The sequence below is a fragment of the Ruminococcus sp. AM31-15AC genome (assembly GCF_003462045.1).
Taxonomy (GTDB): Bacteria; Bacillota; Clostridia; order Oscillospirales; family Ruminococcaceae; genus Hominimerdicola; species Hominimerdicola aceti.
Genome location: NZ_QTYG01000006.1, coordinates 1 through 25,400 on the forward strand (window position 1 = coordinate 1; position 25,400 = coordinate 25,400).

A 25,400-nucleotide genomic window follows, 5' to 3' on the forward strand; every position below is an offset into this window, starting at 1 on the left:
AATACAAAAATATACTTCATCTTTCAGTTATATAAAATTATAATGCATAATATTATTGTATAATAAAACTTCTCTGTTGTCAAGAATTTTTTTAGTTAAATCCACAAAATTATATATTTTCTAACAAACCCCTTGACAAGCGGGTGAAGAGGTGTTAAAATGTTAGTCGAAGCAAAAGATAAAGTCTTTTGCAGTTATACTTGAAAGCTTTGACGGGGAAGCCCCTCGGCGAAAGGTCTTTTCAGAGAGCGCCGCACGTTTTTATACGAGCTGTGAGCGGTGCAGGACTATGCAGAGTGAGGATACCGCCCCTGAGTGCGTTTAATACACGCCGCAGGCTCAGCGTTAAAGGAGCAGCTAATGAGTTGTGCAGGAAACTGCGCATGAAGTTGGGTGGAACCACGATATCATCGTCCCATAGGATATTTGTATCCTATGGGACTTTTTGTCATGTAAGAGGGTGATGATACTATGAAAGACAGGAAAGCCATGAAAACAAGGCGTATCCTTGCGATCATTTGCTATACCATTGGGTTTTGCGCTTATGGTGCAGCAGGATATGTTTGCTGGTTATCATGGAACGGGACTATATCCGACAAGCAAGGGTTTCTCACCTTTCTGCCCATATGGATAGTATCATACTGGTTCAACACATTTTTCTCTCAGCTTGTTTGCAGGGTGAAAAAAGACGGCTCCAGGCAATGGGCTATCAAAAAAAGGGCAAGGCACGTTTTGAGCGACATTTCAACGGTGCTGAGCGTAGTGCTTCTTTGCTTCTGGATATATGTGTATGTTTCGCAGTATACTGAACTGCTGAACTTCAAATAATATGCCTGTAGGGGTGACCTGAGGTCGCCCACAAAAAAACGTGTGATATGTGACGCATCACAAAAAGAAACAACGTGTTTATGCACGTTATAATAAAGAATTACAATATTATATAAATCGGAGGAATCAAAAATGATCAAGCTGAAATTAAAAGACGGCTCTGTCCGTGAGATCGAAAAGGCAATGCCTGCAAGCGAGATAATCAAGGATATCGGCATGGGACTTTACAAGGCTGCCTGCTGCGTAAAGCTGGACGGTGAAGTTTTCGACATGAGAACTGTCGTTGACCATGACTGCCATTTTGAGGTCATGACTTTTGACTCAAAGGCTGGTAAGGAAACTTTCTGGCACACAGCTTCTCACCTTATGGCGCAGGCTGTAAAAAATCTTTATCCTGAGGCAAAGCTTGCAAGAGGTCCTGCTACAGACACAGGCTTCTACTATGATTTTGAGGTGGAAAAGCCTTTTACGCCTGCTGACCTTGAAAAGATACAGGCTGAAATGAAGAAGCTTGCAAAAGAGGGCTATGCTTTGGAGCGTTTTGAGCTTTCTGCTGACGAGGCTATAAAGCTCATGGAGGAAAGACACGAAGATTACAAGGTAGAGCTTATCCACAAGCATGACGATAAGGGCGAAAAGCTTTCATTCTACAAGCAGGGTGATTTCGTTGACCTTTGCGCAGGTCCGCACATAATGAGCGTTGCACCTATCAAGGCTGTTAAGCTTCTTTCATGCACAGGTGCATACTGGGGCAAGGCAGAGGACGGCAAGCAGCTTTCAAGAATTTACGGAACTGCATTCCCTAAGGCTTCAATGCTCGATGAGTTCCTTAAACAGCAGGAGGAAGCTAAGCTTCGTGACCACAACAAGATAGGCAGAGAGCTTGAATATTTCACAACTGTTGATTGTATCGGTCAGGGACTTCCTGTTATGCTTCCAAAGGGCGCAAGAGTTATCCAGCTTCTTCAGCGTTGGGTAGAAGATGTCGAGCAGGCAAAGGGCTGTCTGCTTACAAAGACTCCGCTTTTCGCAAAGAGAGATCTTTATAAGATATCAGGCCACTGGGATCACTATCTTGACGGAATGTTCATTCTTGGCGACCCTTATGATGAGGAAAAAGAGTGCTTCGCACTTCGTCCTATGACTTGTCCATTCCAGTATCAGGTATTTCTTAACAGACAGCGTTCATACAGAGAGCTTCCAATGAGATTGACAGAGACTTCTACGCTGTTCAGAAATGAGGACAGCGGCGAGATGCACGGTCTTATCAGAGTAAGACAGTTCACTATCTCTGAGGGTCACTATATTCTCAGACCTGACCAGCTTGAAGAGGAGTTCAAGGGCTGTTTGGAGCTTGCCAAGTATTTCCTTGACACTGTTGGTCTGCTTGATGACTGCACATTCAGATTCTCACAGTGGGATCCTGCTAACCCTAAGAACAAGTACGAGGGTACGGCTGAGCAGTGGGAGCACGCACAGGCTGCAATGAAGACTATTCTTGACGACCTTGGCGTTGATTACGATATCGGTATCGACGAGGCTGCGTTCTATGGTCCAAAGCTCGACATTCAGTACAAGAACGTTTACGGCAAGGAAGACACGCTTGTTACTATCCAGATAGATATGCTTTTGGCTGAAAGATTTGGTATGTACTATGTTGACAAGGACGGTCAGAAGAAGCTTCCTTACATCATTCACAGAACTTCACTTGGCTGCTTTGAAAGAACACTTGCTTATATGCTTGAGCATTTCAACGGCGTTCTTCCTCTGTGGCTCGCTCCTGAGCAGGTAAGACTGCTTCCTATCAAGGAGAGCCATGCTGAATACGCTCAGAAGATAGCCGACAGAATGACGGCTATGGGCATGAGAGTTACTGTTGACAACAGAGATGAGAACATTGGTACTAAGATCAAGGCTGCAAGACTTGAGAGGATACCTTATATGCTCATCATTGGCGACAACGAGGTAAACAGCAACACGGTTACTGTTCGTTCAAGAAAAGAGGGCGAGCTTCCTGCAATGCCTGTTGACGAGCTTATCGCTAAGCTTGATGAGGAGATAAAGACTAAGGCTAAGTAATTGGTAGCAAAACATCGAAAGGTGCGTAAAAACGACGTTTGCGGCAACAGACGGGACGTCGAGGGCGCCGTCCCCTACAAATTAAGGTATGGGCGAAAACTGTTGTGAGCCTTGCCAAACAACAATTTTCGTTCGCCCGTTGGTTTTTGCTGTCAATGTGTTTTATACAGACGTTTTATGCGATACCGCACAGGGGGAGTTTCTCTTGTGCGGCATTGCCGTTTATAAAATATGGGGCGGACAGGATAAAATCCGCTTCGGGAAAGAGGTAATAGATGAAATCAGATATGATCTGGACGCTTGTGGCATTTGCATTCTATTTGGCAGGAATGCTTCTCATAGGTGCTGCATATATGAAGAAAACAAAAAGCTCCGAGGACTTTTTCCTTGGTGGCAGAGGACTTAACGGCTGGGTAGCGGCACTTTCTGCTCAGGCTTCTGATATGTCGGGCTGGATGCTCATGGGGCTGCCTGGCGCTGTTTACGCATTCGGAACAGGTCAGATATGGATAGCTGTGGGTCTGCTTATCGGCACTATACTTAACTGGGCGATAGTTTCGGGCAGACTGAGAAGATACACTATCAGGGCGAACAACTCCATGACGCTTCCTAAGTATCTTGAAAACAGATTTGAGGACAAGCACAAGATAATGCTTTTGGTATCGTCGGTGGCAATCGTCATATTCTTCCTTGTTTACACAGCGTCTGCTCTTTCGGCAGGCGGAAAGCTTTTCAACTCTATATTCGGTATCGACTACAAGATATGCCTTACTATCGGTGCGGTAGTAATTTTGGGATACACTTTCATGGGTGGATTTATGGCAGTATGTGTAACTGACTTTGTTCAGGGTCTGCTCATGCTGGCAGGAGTTGTGACTATACCTATCATTGCGTTTTTCCTTGTTGGAGCAGGAAACGTTATGGACAACATCACTGCAAGCGGTGTTGAGGCACATCACTATCTTAACATATTCAATGATGAAAAGGGTCAGACCCTTTCAGCCATCGACATAATCTCTCAGCTCGGCTGGGCGCTTGGTTATTTCGGTATGCCGCACATTCTGGTAAGATTTATGGCTATAAGCTCTGAAAAAGAGGTAAAAAAGTCAAGAGTTATAGGCTGTGTATGGTGTGCTATATCACTTTGCTTCGCTTGCTTTATAGCTATCGTGGGCAGGGCTTATCTTGTGCCTGCACTTGCAAACAACAAGTCAGAGAATGTTTTCATCGAGATGATACAGAAGGTATTCAACTCCGATATAGGCATACCTTTCATAGGCGGAATCTTCCTTTGCGGAATACTGGCCGCCATAATGTCAACAGCTGATTCTCAGCTGCTTGTAACTGCCTCATCGGTATCAGAGGATATTTACCACTCATGTATTGCACCTAAGGCGGAGAGCAAGAAGGTACTGCTTGTGAGCAGGATAACAGTTCTTGCTGTAGCGGTAGTGGCATACATAATAGCACTTGACCCTAACAGCAGTATAATGGGTCTTGTTTCAAACGCATGGGCAGGTCTTGGAGCTTCGTTTGGTCCGATAATACTTATGTCCCTTTATTGGAGGAGAACAAACCTTGCAGGTGCGGCGGCAGGCGTTGCCAGCGGTGCGTTATCGGTAATAATATGGGATTACATACCTCTTGCAGGTGGACAGACTTTAGGTGATAAGACGGGGCTTTACTCATTGGTAGTAGGTTTTGCAGTAAGTCTTATACTTATCATTATAGTGAGCCTTTGCACAAAGAAGCCGTCCGAGGAAATGCTGAAGGCATTTGATGATGTTAAAAATGGTATAAATTGCGGCTGTGATGACAATGCGGAGAGGGCTTAGGTTCAGGTGACGTAAATGTGGATAATCAAAAACACGGTGAGTTTATCGCCGTGTTTTTTTATTGTGTTGGGTTGTGCTAGAATACGGGTTGCTAAGTGGATTCTTATGATTTGCTATTTTCTTAGCCGTTATATTCTTCTAGATTTTTGCACTTGAATTTTGTGAACGTAGCTTTTCCGCCTTTATCCTCGCTCTTCTGTGCATACAATCCTATAACCACGCCCGTGAAATTACCTGCAAGCTCAGTAGACAAAAACTTCGTTTGTGCTCCGCCCAAGTCTATATCTCCCGAATGCGTTTTCGCCGAGAAATTGTATGTAAAGTTGGAGGCATTACAGCAAAGCATAGCCGAGCTTTCTCCCTGCGGCAATGCTATGACATGATCCTCATGGCGAATATCGCCTATGCAAAGTCTGCGGAACAGCTCGACACCTTTATCCGTGCGTCTTAATGCTATTTCATAATGCTGATCGGGGGTCATGTAGAACACCAATCCTGCTTCGCCCTCGGTTATCTCGACTTTGCACTCCACTGATAAATTCATTTCTTTCTGTCTTATGCAGACAAAAGCAGGCGAGCCGTCTGCCTCAAAGATAGTATGCTCGTTAGGGGTAAGTTCAAAGCGGTTTTTATCGAGTTTATAGAGGGTCATATCGGGATTCTGCATAAAGCACCACTCACGTCCGACTTTGGTATTCTCAAAAGTGTATTCCTTCCAAAACCCCTGCCTGATATCCCTGAGTTTGTCAGTTTCGACTTCCTTTCGAGTTGTGCCGTTATCACCCATTGTGAACCAGCCGTTCTTGTCGAACGTCACCGGTACGAGATAGACTTCTCTGCCTGTAATGTGGTGCATCACCCACATATTTATCATTCTGAACGCAAGGTGGACGCACCAGAAGTTGCCGTTTTCGTCCTCCACAAGATCACCGTGACCGCACCCTTGTATCTCGTATCCACCGAGATTTCTGTTTGTGAGGACTGGGTTGTGAGGATAATTCTCAAAAGGACCGTAAGGGGTCTTGCCCTTGGCGTAGACTATCATATGACCGTATTCCGTACCGCCCTCAGCCGCCATAAGATAGTATTCGCCCTTTATTTTGTAGAGGTGCGGGCTTTCAAGGAAACGTCCGCCTGCACCTGTCCATATGGTCTTGCTTGGCGTGAGCTTTTTGCCTGTTTCGATATCTATTTCGCACTGTGTAACGCCATGGTTGCCCTCATCGTCTTCACCATTGGACATAAAGTAGGCTTTGCCGTTCTCAAAATACAGTGACGGGTCGATACCGCCCTGCTGAACATAAACAGGCTCAGACCATTCACCGTGGATATCGTCAGTATAGACATAGAAGTTTCCACCATTTGTGACGTTAGTCGTTACCATGTAAAATCTGCCGTTATTGTATCTGATAGTTGGGGCATAGATGCCGCCCCAAGAGCCTGCGCCCTCCAATGGGAGCTGACTTTTTCTTGTGAGAACATGACCTATCTGCTTCCAGTTCACAAGGTCGTCGCTTTCATATAGAGGAACGCCCGGAAAAAACTGAAAAGAGCTGCAAACAAGATAATATTTGCCCTCAGCCTTACAGATGCTAGGGTCAGGATAAAAACCTGATATGACCGGATTTATGTACTTCATATTGTGACCTCCGTTTTTTTATTTTACAGACATTATAATCTATTTCAGATGGCTTTTCAATATCTTCTCGTGCAGGATCGGTGAATTTTTGTGCAAATAAAAAACAAATTTCAGTTTACGATCTTTGCGTTGGAGTAAAGCGATCAATTGATACGGATATCTAAGTGGGATAGTAGCTTTGACGGGCGAACGATGTTCGCCCCTACAGTTTTTTGCGGGGATATATGTTAAGTTAAACGTTTTTGATAGCGTGTTAAGTATAAAAGTTACAAATTGTAATTTTTGCTCCGACATTTGTTCGTATGGCATATAACAGTCTATATTTCGAAGATATATCTGAATATAGAACTTGTGTTCCCTGTGAAAACAAACAAATATTTTAGTCATTTCGGCAAAAAGCGATAAAATCTGTTGCCAAATTGTAACCTTTATGATATCATGAAGTTGATATACGAAAACGTATAAGATAATTCTGTCAGTTAGGGGGCGTTTGGAATGGAAAAGGGGCTGAAAAAAATTTTTTCGGCTATGGGCGCAGTATTTTGTGCTGTTATGATGATCTTGCTTTGTCAGGTGACAAATGCGGTGAGCTACAGCGAACAGACCGTCACTGTGGACTATGATTATCAGGTCATAGACTCTTTTGAGGGCGTTGACGCTAAATACGTTCTCGGCTATTCCGACACCGGTTATTATTGCTGTGCAGGATATGTTTCACGTTTTTATGAAGAAAAGTTCGGTGTTACAGTATACAACATAAATATGGTGGACGACAAGCCTAGCGTGTACTGCTACGGCAAAAGGGCGGAGCTTCGTGAAGTGAAAACTCCGCAGGCCGGGGACATAATGCAGGACAAGGATTACTCTCATGTTGCCATTGTAAAGGACTGTCAGGGTACGACGGCTACTCTTATCGAGCAGAACTACAAATGGACTTGGAACGACACTGTTTACACTGTGAAAAACAGAAAGGTGCTTACTAACAACCACTATTTCTACAGACTTTACATAAACGGCGTTGCGCAAAGCCTTGACATCGACACAACAAGACCTGTTATCGCAAACGCAGGCTGTGAGAACATCACGGGAAAAGGCTACACTGTTAAAGCGGATATTTCTGACAACAGGGCTGTGGCTTCGGTGAAGGTATCCACTTATTTTGAGGGCAACAAGGCAAAGACTATAAGCCGTGTTTACACATCGGCAGTGAACTCACTTTCACACTCAGTAAAGGTAACTGACCTTGGGGGCAAGGACGGATATTATATTACAACCATAACGGCTACTGACGAGGCTGGGAACAGCTCTGAGCAGGTCATAAAGACTTATGTTGACACAACTGCGCCGACCATATCGGGGGCAAAGGTGGAGAACATCACAGCAAAGGGCTTTGATGTTTCTTGCAATGTGAGCGACAAGAGCGGAGTTTCAAAGGTGGTCTTCCCTGCTTACCCTACAAAAAATGGTGAAAGTGCAAAGAAATACGCAAGCGGAAAGCTTTCGGGCGGCAAGGCTTCGGCTTATGTTTCTGCTGAGGACTATTCAGTAAAAAGCGGTGAATTTACCGTTAAGATAACGGCTTATGACAAATACGGAAACAGCTCAGCAAAAACTATAAAGGCTAGCATAAAGCCTGCGGCTTCGGTAACATTGGATAAGGCTTCACTGACTCTTGACAAGGGCAAAAGCAGTGTTATTTCTGCAAAAATGGGTGGCGGAAGCGGTCTGACAGACTTTGTTTCCTGGAAGTCCTCTGACAGCAAAATAGCTTCTGTGTCAGACGGAAAGGTCACTGCAAAAGGAGTAGGCAGAGCAACTATCACGGCATACACAACAGGAGGAAAAAATGTTAAATGTACCGTCACTGTAAAGGGTAAAATCAGTGACAGCAGTATTTCGGCTATAAAGACGCAAAGCTACACAGGGAAGGCGGTTTCTCCTGCGCCTGCAGTGACATATGGTGGCAAAAAGCTTGTAAAGAACACTGACTACACTGTGAGCTACTCAAAGAACACAGCCATAGGTCAGGCGAGCGTGAAAATAACAGGCAAAGGCTTATACAAAGGCACAAAAACTGTGAACTTCAACATTCGTCCTGCCACAGTGACGAAGCTGAAAGTTTCTTCCACCGGTGAAAAGAGCGTTAAGCTTTCTTGGAAAAAGATAACGGGTGCTGACAGCTACGCTATATACAGATATGACAACACAAGTAAGAAATGGCAGAGAATAAAAACTGTAAAGGCTGTGAGCTTCACTGACAGCGGACTTGCTCGTGCAAAGGGGTACAGCTACAAGGTAAAGGCTGTGAAAAAATCTGGCGGAAAAGAATACATTTCGGCTAGCTACTCAAAGGCTGTAGAGGCTGTCACCAAGCCTGCAAAGGCTTCATGCACGGCTAAATCAGCAGGCAGCGGCAGCATTGAGGTATCATGGAAAGCTGTTGGGGGTGCAAGCGGATATGAGATATACTCCTCTTCAAATGGCAGTGATTATGTGAAGTCGGCAAAGGTGGGTGGCTCTCAAAAGAGTGCTATCGTATCAGGATTTGAGCCTTACTCACTTAGAATGGTAAAGATAAGGGCTTACAAAACTGTAAACGGAAAGACTTCTTACGGGGCTTTTTCGCAGGCTGTTATGGTTATTGTCAGGTAGGCTGGATACAGAAACATATGATATAAAATAAGCAAGCGATAGGTGATATGCGGGCGACCAAAGGTCGCCCCTACGATAGTTCAAGCATTGTAGGGGAGCGGCGCAATTTCTGCTTTGCAGAAATACGACGACCCGATTTCGGAACGTTACCATTTGTAAGATTGCAAAAAACTTGTGTAATTTCGCCATATATCGGTCGCCACTAAGATACATGACTGGTACGCTACACAATTGAGGTAAACCAAACGAGCGAACGATGTTCGCCCCTACATTTTTTATTGCTACACAAAAAAGGACAGCACTTTGGAAAAAAATGCTGTCCTTTTTCTATATTCATATGGGTCTATCTTTCCATTTTCCAGAACTCTACAGAGTATGGCTTAAGCTCGCTGCCGCCACCAAAATCATGGATTGTGCCTGTTAGAAGCTCCTCTGCCTGACCGCAGCCTGCGTCAAAGTGAGCTGTGAAAGGCTGATCGTCGGCGTTTATTGCAACAAGGACACGCTCACCCTCGAACTCACGCTCGATTATACACTGCTTATTAGTAAGAACAGGTATTTTGATAGAGCCATAGCAGAGAGCCTTGCTGTTTTTGTGTGCCTCTGCCATTTTTGAGATAAGCTCTGTGAGGTCGTTCCACTCAGGCTTTTCAAAGCTTACACGGAGAGCAGGATCACCCTCGCTCTTGTTTGCCTTTGTTCCCCACTCTGAGCCGTAATAAACGCATGGGATACCAGGCATACCAAAGAGCATTCCGTAGATAAGCGGCAGGTGTTTCTCGTTTGTGAGCTGGCTTGCTATTCTTGATACGTCATGGTTATCAACAAAGCACAGCAGGTGCATTCCTCTGTATCTGCACCAGTTCTCAGGTCCGAACTGATTTTTTAGAGAGTGGCATATCTCGAACATATTCATGCAGTTGAAGCTTGAATAAAGTCCCTTATAGCACTCGTAGTTCGTGCAGGAATGGAGCATTTCAGGATTTACCCACTGAGCGTAATCACCATGTAGAAGCTCGCCGATAAGAACGAAATCCTGCTTGAGCCAATCGCAATGCTGTCTGAGGCGCTTCAAGAAGTTCTTATCAAGGCAATACGCAACGTCAAGGCGGAGTCCGTCTATATCAAACTCCTTGACCCAATTTGTTATGCATTCCAAGATATGATCCACTACCTGCGGATTGTTAAGGTTTAGCTTAACAAGGTCAAAATGGCCCTCCCAGCCTCATACCAAAGTCCGTCATTATAGTTGCTGTTGCCGCCGAAATTGATATGGAACCAATCTTTATATGGTGAGTTCTCACGGTTTTTCAGAACGTCCTGAAAAGCCCAGAAGCCTCTGCCGACGTGGTTGAAAACGCCGTCCAAAACTACCTTTATGCCGTTTTCGTGAAGCTCTTTGCAGACCTTTGCAAAGTCCTCATTTGTGCCAAGGCGGCAATCTATCTTGCGGTAATCTCTGGTATTATAGCCGTGAGTGCCGGAATCGAACACTGGTGAAAAATAGATAGCGTTGGCACCAAGCTTTTTGATATGAGGTATCCAATCTATTACCTTTAATATCCTGCTTTCCTCTTTGCCGTCATTCTCAAATGGCGCACCGCAGAATCCAAGAGGATAGATCTGATAAAATACACTTTCGTATGCCCACATAATATTATCTTCCTTTCTGATGCTAATAGAAAATGTTGTTCGCAGATGAAATATGATTTACTGAGAAAAAGCGGGCGAAAGCTGTTCGCCCCTACAGGGGTGGCATGACGTTTCTAGTCCTTAAATTTCTCAGCTTATTTATATTTTATGAGATATCTGCAAAACTATAGTTAAACTGTACAAAATACAACAAAAGGCAACGCCGCACAAGGATTGTGCATAAGATGCGCCGTCATGTTTTTCGTCAGATTGTGCTAAAGCGACGCAGGAATACTAACGTATTTCAAGGAGCTTTAGTGCGATATGACGGAAAATCTGCAAGCAGATTGCGTGCAAAGCCGACAGGCGTGCCTTGTGCGGTGTTGCCTTATTATTATATCAAACTTTGGCATATTTCTCAATGCTCATTTTTCATTAATATAATCCACACTTTTGTGCATTTTGTACAACTATTGACAAATCAATCGTGAAATGATATTATATTTATAACAAATGTCAAGGGTTGATTTTTGGTAAAGGCAGGGATAAAAATATGAAGAAGATACTTGTGCTTTTCACAGGCGGAACTATCGGGAGCATTACTACTGACGGCATAATAGATGTTGAGCGTGAGGGAAAATACGCTGTTGTGGAGGCTTACAAGAGTGCATACGGCGATGATGTGGAATTTGAATGTCGACAGGTACTTAATATACTCAGCGAAAACATGGGGTTTTCGGGGTGGGAGAAAATGATACACGAGATAAACAGCATTGACACGGCTTTATACTTGGGAGTTATCCTCACCCACGGAAGCGACACGCTGGCTTACACTTCTGCACTTCTTGGAATGTATTTCAGGCATTTTGATATACCCCTTTTTATTATCGCAAGCAACAAGCCCATTGGCGAGAAAGGTTCGAACGGGCTTTTCAACTTCACCTCGGCGGTAGGTCTTATAAAAGAGGGAAAATACAAGGGCGTTTTCACGCTGTACGAGAGGGTCATGCTTCCTACTAGGGTGATACCTGCAGACACCTGTCGGGACAGGTTTGGGGTATATGGTTATGACGGCTTCAATGATTTTTCGGTTTTCAGCGGAGTGAGCGAGAATATGCTGTCACGCCCTAGGGAACGGATCTTCCATAATGATGTCAAATTTGGGAAGCGTGTTCTTTTTATAGAGGGTTATCCTGCAATGGACTTCGGGTGCTTTGTGCCAAACGAGGACACGGCGGCGGTGCTTTACTCACCTTATCACAGTGCGACGGCTTGCACTGACGTTTCAGAAGGGAAAAGCTATGCACTGACGGAATTTATCAAGCGGTGCATAACAAAGAACATTATGGTGTATATTTGCGGTTTGAAAAGAAAAGTGCCTATATACTCCACTGTGGCGGAGATAATAAAGGCAGGCAGCATACCAATATACACCATCTCAGCTGTGGCGGCTTATATGAAACTTCTGCTTGCTTACAATCAGGAGGAAATGCCTGTGAAAGAGGTCATGGGGAAAGACCTTTTCTTTGAGGAGGTAAAATTCTCATAAACATTGTTTCAGTTATTGACAAAATGCTGAGCTTGTGATAAAATCAAAGTATATTAAAATAGTATATTTAGAAAAAGTACAACGGAGGTAATAAAAATGGCAGACACAAAAATTTCAGACTCAGTTATTTATATTGGTGCAGACGATCATGACATTGACCTTTTTGAGAGCCAATATGTTGTGCCAAACGGCGTTTCGTACAACTCTTATGTTATCATTGACGAGAAGATAGCGATAATGGACACTGCTGACCCTAGGGTAACGGACGTTTGGTTTGACAATCTTGAAAAGGCTTTGGGCGGCAGAAAGCCTGATTATCTTGTTGTTCAGCACATGGAGCCTGACCATGCAGGAAACATCAAAAAGCTTGCGGAGAAATATCCTGAAATGAAGATAGTGGGAAATGCAAAGACTTTCCCTATGATGAAGCAGTTTTTCACCATTGACGGACTTGACGATAGGTCTGTTGTGGTAAAAGAGGGGGACACGCTTTCACTTGGAAACCACACACTTCAGTTCGTAATGGCGCCTATGGTACACTGGCCTGAGGTAATGGTGACATACGAGCAGAGCGAAAAGCTGTTGTTCTCTGCTGACGGATTTGGAAAGTTCGGCGCACTTGATGTTGATGAGGACTGGGCTTGCGAGGCTAGAAGATACTATTTCAACATTGTGGGCAAATATGGTGCACAGGTGCAGGCGCTTCTTAAAAAAGCATCGGCACTGGACATAAAGATGATACTCCCTTTACATGGTCCTATACTCAAAGAAGATCTTGGTTACTATCTTGGACTTTACAATACATGGTCAAGCTATCAGCCTGAGAGCAAGGGCGTATTCGTTGCATATGCTTCAATACACGGAAACACCGCAAAGGCAGCTGAAAAGCTTGGTGAGATGCTGAAAGAAAAAGGTGCTGAGAAGGTAGTTATCAGCGATCTTTCAAGAAGCGACATGGCAGAAAATATCGAGGACGCTTTCAGATATGACAGGATCGTACTTATGGCAAGCAGTTATGACGGCGGTGTATTCCCTGTTATGGAGGATTTCCTTATGCACCTTAAATCAAAGAACTATCAGAACAGAAAGATAGGTCTTGTAGAGAACGGCTCATGGGCGCCTACTGCGGCAAGAGTTATGAAGGGATATGTGGAAAACTTCAAGAATGTTACCATTGCCGAGCCTGTTGTGACTATACGCTCTACGCTTAATGAGGTTTCAGAAAAGGCTTTGGGCGAGCTGGCTGGGGTCATGGCTAAGGGTGAATAAATTTCGCTCAGTCAGATAAATCAGACACAAAAAAATGCGGGCGGCCAGAAGTCGCCCCTACAGATATGAAAAAGGCAGGACGTTTTGTCCTGCCTTTTGTGTTATATCACATTGCCGTCTGTGGTGATTATTCTTACTGCCACGGGGATATTTTTGCCGCTGTCGGTGACTGCTTTTCTTACTGCGTGTTCTATTCCGCCACAGCATGGAACTTCCATTCGGGCTACTGTTATGCTGCGGATATTGTTTCTTTTCACTATCTCGCCAAGCTTTTCGGAATAGTCTGTGGCGTCAAGCTTCGGACAGCCTATGACAGTTATTTTGCCTGTCATGAAATCGGAATGAAAGCTTCCGCAGGCATAGGCTGTGCAATCCGCAGCGACAAGCAGGTCTACACCGTCAAAGTATGGTGCGTTCACAGGTACAAGCTTTATTTGCACAGGCCACTGCATAAGCTGTGACGGAGTTTTTGCTGACGGGGTATCTACCGGGGCCGGCTTTTTGGCAAAGGTTTTCATCATTGAGCCTGGACAGCCATGAAAAACAGGCTTGCCAAGGCGTTTTTTGTTTTCTTCCACTGCCTTTTCGTCATAGGCGGCAGCTTCTCGCTCAACAAAGGATATGGCGTTCGTTGGGCAGGCTGGAAGACAATCTCCAAGGCCATCGCAATAATCGTCACGCATAAGCTTTGCTTTGCCGTCCACCATGCCTATTGCGCCTTCGTGGCAGGCTTTAGCACAAGCTCCGCAGCCATTGCACTTTTTCTCGTCTATTTGTATTACTCGTCTTATCATATGGTTACCTCCGTATTTTTATTGATATCTTTCGTTTCGGCATAAAGCTCTTGACTTTATGCTATGATTATAATATAATCTTATCACAAAGTCTGTTGTAATTACAACAAAAGCATAAAATTATTTCGTAAAAATGAGGAAGATAAAATGGATAATAAATACATAAAGATAATAAAAGGCACTCCCCTTTTCCAGGGCATGAGCGACGAGGAGATAGCTCAGTTTCTCAGACCTGACGGCAGTGGCATAAAAAGCTTTCGCAAGGAAAGCTATATTTTTCACGCAGGAGACAAGACCGCTTATTTCGGCATACTTCTGGAGGGCAAGGCGCTTATCGAACGTGACGAACTTTGGGGCGACAGGAGCATAATAGCTCCTTTAGAGGCAGGACAGCTTTTTGGGGAGGTCTATGCCTGCACAGGTGAACCGCTTGGGGTGAGCGTATGTGCAAAGGAGCAATGCGCAGTGCTGTTTTTATCCCCTGAGTCTATTATAAAGGAAAGTTCGACGCTGACGGCTAGGCTTCTAAAGATAACGGCTATGAAAAATCTCAGGCTCAACGAAAAGATACAAGTGATAACCCCCAGGACTATCAGAGAGCGTGTTATGGCTTATCTTTCTTCGCTTGCAAAGAAAAGCGGATCGCACATTGTCACGACAAATTTCGACCGTCAACAGCTTGCAGATTTTCTCTGCGTTGACCGCAGTGCGCTGTCAACAGAGCTTGGAAAAATGCACCGTGAGGGGCTGATAGATCTCAAGGGGCGGGAGTTTATACTGCCTGAAAACTGCTCTCGTGGAACGTGATTTGTTAATTTATATGTAAATAATAAGTCATTTAACCATATTCATTTTTTTTGCTCTTTTAAAGAAAAATTGCATATTTTATATTGACACAACCTGCTTTGTGTTGTATAATATATATAGTGCCGCCGTGACAGTTCATAATTACTTAAACGTTTATTGTGGGAATGTATTTATTTACAAAAGGTCACGGTATCGGGAAATTGATTGAAAGGATTGATTGCTTTGGCAAAGAAGAATGAAAGCATAAGCGACAAGATCGTTCGTTTGTATAAGGAGGGCTACTCTATTCCTGAGATAGCAAAAGAAATGGAGATGCCTAAGGATAATGTTCCGAGAATACTTGAAAAGCACTTCCCTGACTATGCAAGCTTTGAACAGCCTGTAAGAGAGAGTGCCGATGAAAACGGCAACGGAAAGAAGAGCGTTTTCAATATGTCTGTAAGCGAGCTTTTCGGAAAGAAGAACAAAAAGCAGGAGAATGTTGAGCCTGCAAAGGTAACTGTAAATCTTGCTATGGACGATGACGGATTTGTTGATCACAGTGTTGCGGCTATCGCCTCAATGCTTCAGAAAGGCAGAAGCGTAAACGATATCGCAGGATTCTTTAATAAAGATCCCGAGGATATCAAGGCTGTTCAGGGCTGCATGGACGAGCATTTCAAAAGAATGAATACATACAAGGGCCCAAAGGTCGAGCCTGCGTCTGAGCCTAAGGAAGAACCTGCTCAGAACATAACTGATCCGCTGGCGGCAAGCCTTGCAAGCGGCATTGCAAAGAGAAAGAGCAATATGTATGCAACAGGTATCGAAACACCTGCAAAGGCTGAACCTGTTTCCGCTCCTGTTCCTCCTGAGGACAATAGCGTTCACCTTGTTACTCCTGAGGCTCTCAAAGAGGCTGAGGAAAAAGCTAAGGCAGAGGAAAATGCAAAGGCTGAAGCTGCTGCGGCTGAGGAAGTTCCTACAATGGACGAGGTCGAGATGCCGTCCATCGAGCCTATAAGCCTTGATGACACAATGGTGGTTTCACCTGCCCCTGAGTCTACTATGCCGTCTATAGAAGAGAGATAGCTGAAAAGAAAGCTGCGGAAGCTGAAAATACAAATAATAAAGAGGAGGGCGAGAATATGGGTATGAGTCCAATGGAAAAAATGCGTATGTTTGCGCAGGAGCAGATCGAGATGAACAACAAGAAGATCGACGAGCTTAAGGCAAGCATTGCTGAAACTGAGGCAAAGTCTTTGGATCTCGGTAAGCAGGCAAGCGATATCTATGAGGAGATCGTTAAGCTTCAGGAAAAGGCTAAGGCACTCAACGCCGAGAAGGAGCAGGTTGATATTCAGATCAGTCAGGTAAACGCTGAGATCGAAGGCATTAGAAAAGAAAACAACGAATTCAAGAGCTATATGTAATAGCGTCTTATTCAAATCATATAAGGCAGGAGGCTTCGGTTTCCTGCCTTTTTTATTTGTGGGGAATGAAGTGGAGAATAGCACAGATGATAAACGAAAGAAGCAGGACGTCGCATTTCTGCCAAGCAGAAATTGCGCCGCTCCCCTACAGGTGATGGCAGGCTGATGTTTTTTGATTAAAGTCAAACTTTTTCGCCTGAAAGTATTGAAAAATAACGGCAAATATGGTACAATGCTTTTATAAACCTTGAAAGGATATTTTATATGAGCAATATACTTATTCTGGCATTCCTGTTCTTTGCAGGGTGTCTGATAGGCTGGGGGATAGAAGTTATTTTCAGACGATTTGAGCCTAGCAACAAAGCAAGAAAATGGATAAATCCCGGCTTTCTTATTGGTCCTTATCTGCCTTTATACGGCTTCGGGCTTTGCACCCTTTATCTGCTGGCGGGGCTTGAAAAATTTATACACACTGACAACACGGCTTTGCAGAAGTTTATACTTTTTTTGCTTATGGCTATCGCAATGACAGTGATAGAGCTTATTGCAGGCGAGATATTCATTGTGAAAATGCACGTCAAGCTGTGGGACTACACTGGAAACAAATTCAACTATAAAGGCATAATATGTCCGTTGTATTCGCTCATATGGGCAGCACTGGGCGCGGTCTATTATTTCTTTATACACCCATACATTCTTGACGCACTCAACTGGCTTGCGAATAATTTGGCGTTCTCGTTCTTTATTGGATTTTTCTATGGTGTTTTTGCTATCGACCTATTCTATTCCCTGAAGCTGGCAGAGAAGATAAAAACGTTTGCGGAAGAGAACGATATGGTCATCAGATACGAAGAGTTCAAACGGCACATCAGGGAAAGTTCAGAGGAGAGAAAAGAGAAATACAGATTTATGCTTTCCATGGGCTCAGGCGCAAGGCTTGGCGAGCATTTGAAAAAGTATCGTGACAAACAGCGTGAGGAGCAACGTGGACACAGGCTCAATGACTTTATATCAAAAATAAAAAAGTCGGATACATGAAAATTAACAAAATAACCATTGACAAAACATCAGCATGGTGATATACTGATTTCATATGTAAAAAACGTTGACGAAGACAGTAGGCTTTATGCGAAAATCTCAGCGAGCCGCCGACAGTGAGAGGGCGGTATGATTAGTTTCAGGCTGAATATCACTTCCGAGTTGCAGGCTGAAAATCAGTATGATAAGTAAGCTTCGCCGCTTTTCCTGCGTTAAAGGGAACGCATATGTCAGTATGCTGAAAAGGTGGTTTGCGAATGGCTTTACGGCTTTCGTCCTGTTTCAGGGCGGAAGCCTTTTTTATTGCATTTTATCTTTATGCGTAACTGATCGTTTATTACAAAATCAGAAAGGATTGATCTTCGTGTACAAAAAGGTTGACACCAATCTGAACTTCGTTCAGAGAGAAAAAGAAGTGGAAAAGTTCTGGGACGATAACAATATCTTTGAAAAAAGTATTGACAGCCGTAAAAAGGGCGAGTCCTATGTTTTCTATGACGGACCTCCAACGGCTAACGGCAAGCCGCATATCGGTCACGTTCTCACTCGTGCTATCAAGGATATGATACCAAGATACCGTGCGATGAAAGGCTATCAGGTACCTCGTAAGGCCGGCTGGGACACACATGGTCTGCCTGTTGAGCTTGAAGTAGAGAAAATGCTTGGTCTTGACGGCAAGGAGCAGATCGAGGAATATGGTCTTGAGCCGTTCATCAAGAAGTGTAAAGAGTCTGTATGGAAATACAAGGGTATGTGGGAGGACTTCTCAGGCACTGTTGGCTTCTGGGCTGACATGGAACACCCTTATGTTACCTATGACAACAACTTTATCGAGTCTGAATGGTGGGCTTTGAAACAGATATACGAAAAGGGCTTGCTTTACAAGGGCTTCAAGATAGTTCCTTACTGTCCACGCTGCGGCACACCGCTTTCTTCTCACGAAGTTGCTCAGGGCTACAAGACAGTTAAAGAGCGTTCTGCTATCGTTCGTTTCAGCTTGTTGGCAAGGACGAATACTTCCTTGCATGGACAACAACTCCTTGGACGCTCCCTTCAAACGTTGCCCTTTGCGTAAACCCAGATGAAACTTACTGCAAGGTAGAGGCCGCTGACGGCTACACTTATATTCTTGCGGAGGCGCTTCTTGACACTGTTCTCGGCAAGCTTGCAACTGAGGACAAGCCTGCATACAAGGTACTTGAAACTTACAAGGGCAAGGATCTTGAATATATTGAATACGAGCCGCTTTATGAGTGCGCAGGCGAAAGCGCAAAGAAGCAGGGCAAAAAGGGTCACTTTGTTACCTGTGACAGCTATGTAACTATGTCAGACGGTACAGGTATCGTTCATATTGCGCCTGCTTTCGGTGAGGACGACTCTAAAGTCGGAAAGAAGTATGATCTGCCTTTCGTTCAGTTCGTTGACGGCAAGGGCGACATGACTGCTGAAACTCCATATGCCGGAATGTTCGTAAAGGACGCTGACCCTGAGGTACTCAAAGACCTTGACAAGTCAGGCAAGCTTTTTGCCGCTCCTAAGTTCGAGCATGATTATCCGCACTGCTGGAGATGCGGCTCACCTCTTATCTACTATGCAAGAGATACTTGGTTCATCAAAATGACAGATGTCAAGGACAGACTTATCGCAAACAATGACACTATCAACTGGATCCCTGAGAGCATTGGTAAGGGACGTTTCGGTGACTGGCTGAAAAACGTTCAGGATTGGGGCATTTCAAGAAACAGATATTGGGGTACTCCGCTGAACATTTGGGAATGTGAGTGCGGTCACAGACATTCTATCGGCTCTATCGAGGAGCTTAAGTCAATGTCGGACAACTGCCCTGATGATATCGAGCTTCACAGACCATACATCGACGCTGTAACTATCAAATGCCCTGAGTGTGGAAAACAGATGCACCGTGTATCAGAGGTAATAGACTGCTGGTTCGATTCAGGTTCTATGCCTTTCGCTCAGCATCACTATCCATTTGAGAACAAGGAGCTTTTCGAGTCACAGTTCCCTGCTGACTTCATTTCAGAAGCTGTTGACCAGACAAGAGGTTGGTTCTATTCACTCCTTGCTATCTCGACTCTTATATTTGACAAGGCTCCATACAAGAACGTTATCGTGCTTGGACTTGTTCAGGACGAGAACGGTCAGAAGATGTCAAAGTCAAAGGGCAACGCTGTTGACCCATTCGAGGCACTGGCTAAATACGGCGCAGACGCTATCAGGTGGTATTTCTACACAAACTCTGCTCCATGGCTGCCTAATAAGTTCCATGACAAGGGCGTAACAGAGGGTCAGAGAAAGTTCATGGGTACGCTTTGGAACACATATGCGTTCTATGTGCTTTATGCTGAGATAGACCAGTTCGACCCTACAAAGCACAAGATAGAATATGACAAGCTTTCTGTAATGGACAAGTGGCTGCTTTCAAAGATGAACTCTATGATAAAGGCTGCTGACGATAACCTTAACAACTACAGGATACCTGAGGCTGCAAAGGCTATGCAGGAGTTTGTTGATGATCTTTCCAACTGGTATGTAAGAAGAGGCAGAGAGAGATACTGGGCTCAGGGTATGTCACAGGACAAGATAAACGCTTACATGACTCTTTACACTGCTATCGTTACGCTCTGCAAGTGTGCAGCACCTATGGTACCGTTCATCACTGAGGAGATCTATCAGAATCTTGTTAGAAGCGTTGACAAGGACGCTCCTGAGAGTATCCACCTTTGCGATTATCCTGTTTGCGACGAGAACATGATAGACGAAAAGCTTGAATCTGACATGGAAGAAGTTCTGGAGATAGTTGTTCTGGGACGTTCTGCAAGAAACGGCGCAAGCCTTAAAAACCGTCAGCCTTTGAGCGTGATGTACGTTGCCGCAGACCACCCACTTGACAGCTACTATATCGACATCATCAGAGATGAGCTTAACCTCAAGGACGTTCAGTTCTCAAATGATGTATCTGCATATATTGATTATAAGTTCAAGCCACAGCTCAAGACACTTGGTCCAAAGTACGGCAAGCAGCTTGGTGAGATAAGAACACAGCTTTCACAGCTTGACGGACACAAGGCTATGAGCGAACTGAACGAAACTGGCAGCCTGAAACTCACGCTTTCAAGCGGTGAGATAGCACTTGACAAGGATGATGTTCTTATCGAGTCTGAGCAGAAAGAGGGCTTCTACACCCTTTCTGAAAACGGTGTTACTGTAGCTATCAGCACTGTTCTCACTCCTGAGCTTATTGAAGAGGGCTTTGTAAGAGAAGTTATCAGCAAGGTTCAGACAATGAGAAAGGATTCGGGCTTTGAGGTAATGGATCACATCACTGTTTCTGTAAGCGGCAGCGAAAAGGTTATGGCTGTTGTTGACAAGAACAGAGAGGCTATTTCTCATGACGTTCTTGCAGACGATATCGTTCTTGGCGAAAATGTCGGCAACGAAAAGGATTGGGATATCAACGGCGAAAAGGTTTCTATCGGCGTAAAGAAGAACTAATTCTGAGATATAAAAAATCAAGCAGGACAGCTTTCGGGCTATCCTGCTTTTTTGGTTTTGGGTTATAAGCCATGCACAGCTCCCCCTACATAAAACACAAAAATGGCGAGGTGAAAGACCTCGCCATTGATTTTTTTATATTACTTTCTTGCTTCCAGAGCGGAGATAGATTCCATTATCTTTGACATCTTCTCCTCTGCCTTTGCAAGCTTTGCCTTTTCGGCTTCGATAAGCTGTTCAGGGGCTTTTGCAAGGAATCCCTGATTGCTGAGCTTCTTGCTAAGGAAGTCTATATCCTTCTGTGCATTCTTTCTGTCCTTATCAAGACGTGCAAGCTCCTTGTCAACGTCTATGATATCCGCAAGCGGAATGAAAAATCTTGCACTGTCTGTAACAGCGGCGGCGCAATCCTTTTCCTCGCACTTATCTGTAATGATGACCTCAGATGCAGAAGCAAGTCTTTCAAAGAACATTACGCCCTGTGAGAATACTTCTGGCTGTGCAGTTTCAATATAAAGCTTTGCCTTTACAGACGGCGGAACGTTCATTTCACCACGGCAGTTTCTTATGCTCTTTATGCCTGCGATTATCTTCTCAAATGTTGCTTCTTCATCGGCAAATTCAAGCTTTTCGTCATATACAGGGTAATCCTGAACCATGATAGCTGTGCCGTCATTTACGAGAGCCTGCCAGATCTCCTCGGTGATATAAGGCATGAATGGGTGGAGCATTTTCAGCATTCCTTTCATTACCCACACGAGAACTGCCTGTGCGGTAGCCTCTGTTTCACCGCCTGCGGCTATTCTTGGCTTTGTAAGCTCGATATACCAATCGCAATAGATATCCCAGATAAAGTCATAAAGCTTTGAAACTGCTACGCCAAGCTCGAACTTATCAAGATTATCGTTTACTTCCTTTGCAAGAGTATTGAACTTTGATATTACCCACTTATCCTCAACATTGAGGTTCTCAGGGAGCTTATCAGCCTTGAAATCGTCAGGAAGATTCATCATGATAAATCTTGCGGCGTTCCATATCTTATTTGCAAAGTTTCTTGAGGATTTTACCTTATCCTCGATAAATCTCATATCGTTTCCAGGTGCGTTGCCTGTTGCGAGCATAAATCTCAGGGCATCTGCACCGTACTGGTCGATGATAACAAGCGGGTCGATACCGTTGCCAAGAGATTTTGACATCTTTCTGCCCTGTGAATCTCTAACAAGGCCGTGGATAAGAACAGTATCAAAAGGCTTCTGCTTCATGTTCTCCATGCCTGCAACTATCATTCTCGATACCCAGAAAGGAATGATATCATAGCCTGTTACGAGAGTGTTTGTTGGGTAGAAATACTCAAGCTCCTCTGTCTTGTCAGGCCAGCCGAGAGTTGAGAATGGCCACAGTGCTGATGAGAACCATGTATCGAGAGTATCAGGGTCCTGACGCATTTCCTTGCCGCACTTAGGGCAACAAGCATGGTCTTCCTTTGTTACCACAGTTTCACCGCAATCGTCGCAATAAAATGCCGGTATCTGATGACCCCACCAAAGCTGACGTGAGATACACCAATCTCTGATATCGTTCATCCAGTTAAGGTAGTTCTTCTCAAATCTTTCAGGGACAAACTTGATAGAGCCGTCCTCAACAGCCTTTATTGCAGGCTTTGCAAGCTCGTCCATTTTAACGAACCACTGAAGTGATACCCTTGGCTCGACAGTTGTTCCGCAGCGGTAGCAAGTACCTACATTATGCTCATGGTCTTCAACATAAGCAAGGAAGCCGCCCTTTTCAAGGTCTTCAACTATTTTCTTTCTTGCCTCGTATCTATCCATGCCTGCATACTCAGGATAATCGTCAACTATCTTTGCGTCCTCAGTAAGAACGTTGATAACAGGCAAGTTATGTCTTTTACCGACTTCAAAGTCGTTAGGGTCATGGGCAGGAGTTATCTTTACGACGCCTGTACCAAACTCCATATCAACATAGCTGTCGGCAACAACAGGTATCTCTCTGCCAACAAGCGGCAGTGTGAGTGTCTTGCCTACGATATCCTTATATCTTTCGTCCTTTGGATTTACTGCAACGGCAGTATCGCCGAGAAGTGTTTCAGGACGTGTTGTAGCAAGCTCTACATATCCGCTTCCGTCTGTAAGAGGATATTTCAGATGCCAAAAGTGACCGGCCTGGTCTTCATACTCAACCTCTGCGTTTGAGATAGATGTACGGCAATGCGGGCACCAGTTTATTATTCTTTCGCCTCTATAGATAAGTCCCTTATTATAGTAGTTTATGAAAACTTCCTTTACAGCCTTTGAACAGCCCTCGTCCATTGTGAAACGCTCTCTGTCCCAATCGCAGGAAGAGCCGAGCTTTTTAAGCTGCTCAACTATTCTGCCGCCGTATTTCTTTTTCCAATCCCATGCTCTTTCAAGGAAACCGTCCCTGCCGATATCGTCCTTTGTAAGGCCCTCTTTACGCATAGCTTCAACTATCTTTGCTTCTGTTGCGATAGAAGCGTGGTCTGTACCAGGTATCCACTCTGCGGCATATCCGCTCATTCTCTTCCAGCGGATAAGTATATCCTGCAAAGTTTCATCAAGGGCATGACCCATATGGAGCTGTCCTGTGATGTTCGGTGGTGGGATAACTATACAGTATGGCTCTTTCTTGGAATCAGGCTCAGCGTGGAAAAATCCACCGTCAAGCCAATATTTGTAGATCTTATCTTCTACCTTATTAGGCTCATAAAGCTTTGAAAGCTCTTTTTTCATTATAAAACAATTCCTTTCGCAAATATTTTTTCTATCACAGTATCGTGGCAAGACCAAGAGGTGTTGCCTTTTTGCCGTCAGACTCGTGTCTTAGGCTGTCTGCGAAACGGAACTGTGAATTTCATTTGAAAGCTGAATTTGAGATCACACATTATATTCTTTCCTTTCCGCATGATATGGCATTACTGCACCTATTATAATATTATCTCACTTTTGCACCGAATTGTCAAGGGCTGATGACGGTATGGAACGAAAAAAGCAGAACAGCTTGAAACTGCTCTGCTGAGAGTGCTGAAAAAGACTTAAACAAGCGGGAAGTCGAGGGCGCCGTCCCCTACAACTTGCATAAAAACGAATTTACGCTTACAGCTTGAAATGAACGGGCATACCGTTTTTCATTGCTATTTTTACCTCGCCTTGGATAAGTGGCAGGAAGTATCTTACGGCTTCCGGATTTACGTCATTGCCGTCCTCGCTTAACCACTGGGCTGGGAAGAATTTTTCCTTATTTGCAGCATCATGGGCGTCAACGCTGTCAACGTTCACAACATAAGGCACGTCGCTGATACGCTTGAATATCATCATTTTACCTGTTTTCCCTGCAAGAGCCGCTTTTACGCCTGCTGAGCCTATCTCCTCGGCTTCGTCTATATCCGTCTTTGAGCAGATATGAGAAGAACATCTCTGCATAACGTTAAGCTCAATAGAACGGACTTTACAGCCGATATTCTCTTTAACGAGCTGTTCAAGGGTCTTTCCTATGCCAGAGAGATACTCGTGACCGAAATTATCCACAACTCTCGGCTTATTTTCCTCGCCCTTAAGCTTTACGCCCTCGGAAACTGCGATGATAACGGCTTTATGCTTTGCCATTTGATTTCTTACGTCCTCCAGGAACTTTTCGGCGGTGAAGTTATTTTCAGGGAGATAGATAAGGTGAGGGGCTATCTCGTCATTTGCTCTGAGAACGCAGGTAGAGGCTGTGAGCCAGCCAGCGTGTCTGCCCATTATCTCAACGATAGTGACGGACTCGATAGAATAAACCGAGCTGTCACGGATTATCTCCTGAACCGTTGCGGCAACATACTTTGCGGCAGAGCCGAAGCCTGGTGTATGGTCTGTTACAGGCAGGTCGTTATCTATAGTTTTTGGTATGCCTATAACTCTTATCTTTGAATTTCTTGCCGCAAGATAATCGGAAAGCTTTGCCACGGTATCCATAGAATCGTTTCCTCCGATATAAAAGAAAGCTTCTATCCTATGCTTTTCAAGGCAGTTCAGGATACGCTCATATGTTTCACCGCCCTCCTCAACGTCCGGAAGCTTATAACGGCATGAGCCGAGAACTGTTGACGGTGTCTGTCTTAGAAGCTCCATGTCCTCGTTTGTTTTTATAACAAGCTTAAGATCTATGAGCTGGTCGTTTATGATACCCTCGATACCATTGAGCGAGCCGAAAACGGCGTCTATCTGTGGAGTTTTCACAGCCTGTTTGAAAACTCCCACCAATGAAGCGTTGATAGCGCAGGTAGGTCCTCCTGATTGTGCAACGGCAATATTCATTATCATCAATCTCCTTACAGCT

General features: G+C 44.4%; 14 protein-coding genes and 2 pseudogenes. 11 read left to right on the plus strand and 5 right to left on the minus strand.

The features are described from left to right. Positions 1-471: 471 nt before the first annotated feature. The 3 genes from DW793_RS02775 to putP all read left to right on the plus strand — a co-directional run bounded on the left by DW793_RS02775 (position 472) and on the right by putP (position 4,742). Positions 472-828 carry a hypothetical protein gene (locus DW793_RS02775; RefSeq protein ID WP_051706305.1) on the plus strand — a complete coding sequence of 119 codons (357 nt, stop codon included), beginning with the start codon at positions 472-474 and terminating at the stop codon, positions 826-828. A 132-nt stretch (positions 829-960) separates the two neighbouring features. Beyond that, a complete protein-coding gene (gene thrS, locus DW793_RS02780) occupies positions 961-2,907 on the plus strand; it encodes a threonine--tRNA ligase (protein WP_117923423.1) in 1,947 nt (648 codons plus the stop codon). Positions 2,908-3,182: 275 nt separating this feature from the next. Beyond that, on the plus strand, positions 3,183-4,742 hold the full coding sequence (putP, locus tag DW793_RS02785; protein ID WP_118156999.1) for a sodium/proline symporter PutP: 1,560 nt from the start codon (positions 3,183-3,185) through the stop codon (positions 4,740-4,742). Positions 4,743-4,863: 121 nt separating this feature from the next. Here the strand turns inward: putP and DW793_RS02790 are convergent, their stop codons facing one another. Then, the gene (locus DW793_RS02790) at positions 4,864-6,381 is read right to left on the minus strand and encodes a glycoside hydrolase family 43 protein (RefSeq protein WP_118157000.1); all 1,518 of its coding nucleotides are present in this window, start codon (positions 6,379-6,381) and stop codon (positions 4,864-4,866) included. 495 nt (positions 6,382-6,876) lie between these two features. Between DW793_RS02790 and DW793_RS02795 the strand changes: the two genes are divergently transcribed. Then, positions 6,877-9,033: an Ig-like domain-containing protein gene (locus tag DW793_RS02795; protein WP_118157001.1), complete on the plus strand. Its 2,157-nt coding sequence runs from the start codon at positions 6,877-6,879 to the stop codon at positions 9,031-9,033. A gap of 343 nt (positions 9,034-9,376) precedes the next feature. Here the strand turns inward: DW793_RS02795 and DW793_RS02800 are convergent. Beyond that, a pseudogene (locus DW793_RS02800) lies at positions 9,377-10,686 on the minus strand (alpha-amylase family glycosyl hydrolase). A 532-nt stretch (positions 10,687-11,218) separates the two neighbouring features. Here DW793_RS02800 and DW793_RS02805 point away from each other — a divergent pair. Continuing rightward, a complete protein-coding gene (locus DW793_RS02805; protein WP_118157002.1) occupies positions 11,219-12,214 on the plus strand; it encodes an asparaginase in 996 nt (331 codons plus the stop codon). A gap of 96 nt (positions 12,215-12,310) precedes the next feature. Continuing rightward, positions 12,311-13,483 (plus strand): FprA family A-type flavoprotein, encoded by a 1,173-nt coding sequence (locus DW793_RS02810; RefSeq protein WP_118157003.1) that lies wholly within the window; start codon positions 12,311-12,313, stop codon positions 13,481-13,483. Between the two features lie 101 nt (positions 13,484-13,584). Here DW793_RS02810 and DW793_RS02815 read toward each other — a convergent pair whose 3' ends face one another. Further along, complete coding sequence (locus DW793_RS02815) at positions 13,585-14,277, minus strand: ATP-binding protein (RefSeq protein ID WP_118157004.1); 693 nt, start codon at positions 14,275-14,277, stop codon at positions 13,585-13,587. 147 nt (positions 14,278-14,424) lie between these two features. Between DW793_RS02815 and DW793_RS02820 the strand changes: the two genes are divergently transcribed. The 5 genes and pseudogenes from DW793_RS02820 to ileS all read left to right on the plus strand — a co-directional run bounded on the left by DW793_RS02820 (position 14,425) and on the right by ileS (position 21,047). Next, the gene (locus DW793_RS02820; protein ID WP_118157005.1) at positions 14,425-15,084 is read left to right on the plus strand and encodes a Crp/Fnr family transcriptional regulator; all 660 of its coding nucleotides are present in this window, start codon (positions 14,425-14,427) and stop codon (positions 15,082-15,084) included. A gap of 222 nt (positions 15,085-15,306) precedes the next feature. Then, positions 15,307-16,155, plus strand: coding sequence for a hypothetical protein (locus DW793_RS02825; protein WP_118157006.1), 849 nt, complete (start codon positions 15,307-15,309; stop codon positions 16,153-16,155). A 56-nt stretch (positions 16,156-16,211) separates the two neighbouring features. Further along, positions 16,212-16,496, plus strand: a complete 285-nt coding sequence (locus tag DW793_RS02830; RefSeq protein WP_118157007.1) for a hypothetical protein — start codon at positions 16,212-16,214, stop codon at positions 16,494-16,496. A 264-nt stretch (positions 16,497-16,760) separates the two neighbouring features. Next, entirely contained in the window at positions 16,761-17,534 is a 774-nt protein-coding gene (locus DW793_RS02835; RefSeq protein WP_207722524.1) for a putative ABC transporter permease, read from the plus strand. Positions 17,535-17,898: 364 nt separating this feature from the next. Beyond that, a pseudogene (gene ileS / locus DW793_RS02840) lies at positions 17,899-21,047 on the plus strand (isoleucine--tRNA ligase). Positions 21,048-21,187: 140 nt separating this feature from the next. Here ileS and DW793_RS02845 read toward each other — a convergent pair. Together DW793_RS02845 and DW793_RS02850 are read right to left on the minus strand one after the other, a co-directional pair. After that, positions 21,188-23,815 carry a valine--tRNA ligase gene (locus DW793_RS02845; RefSeq protein WP_022286824.1) on the minus strand — a complete coding sequence of 876 codons (2,628 nt, stop codon included), beginning with the start codon at positions 23,813-23,815 and terminating at the stop codon, positions 21,188-21,190. Positions 23,816-24,178: 363 nt separating this feature from the next. Beyond that, on the minus strand, positions 24,179-25,378 hold the full coding sequence (locus tag DW793_RS02850) for a 6-phosphofructokinase (RefSeq protein WP_118157008.1): 1,200 nt from the start codon (positions 25,376-25,378) through the stop codon (positions 24,179-24,181). Positions 25,379-25,400 lie beyond the last annotated feature (22 nt).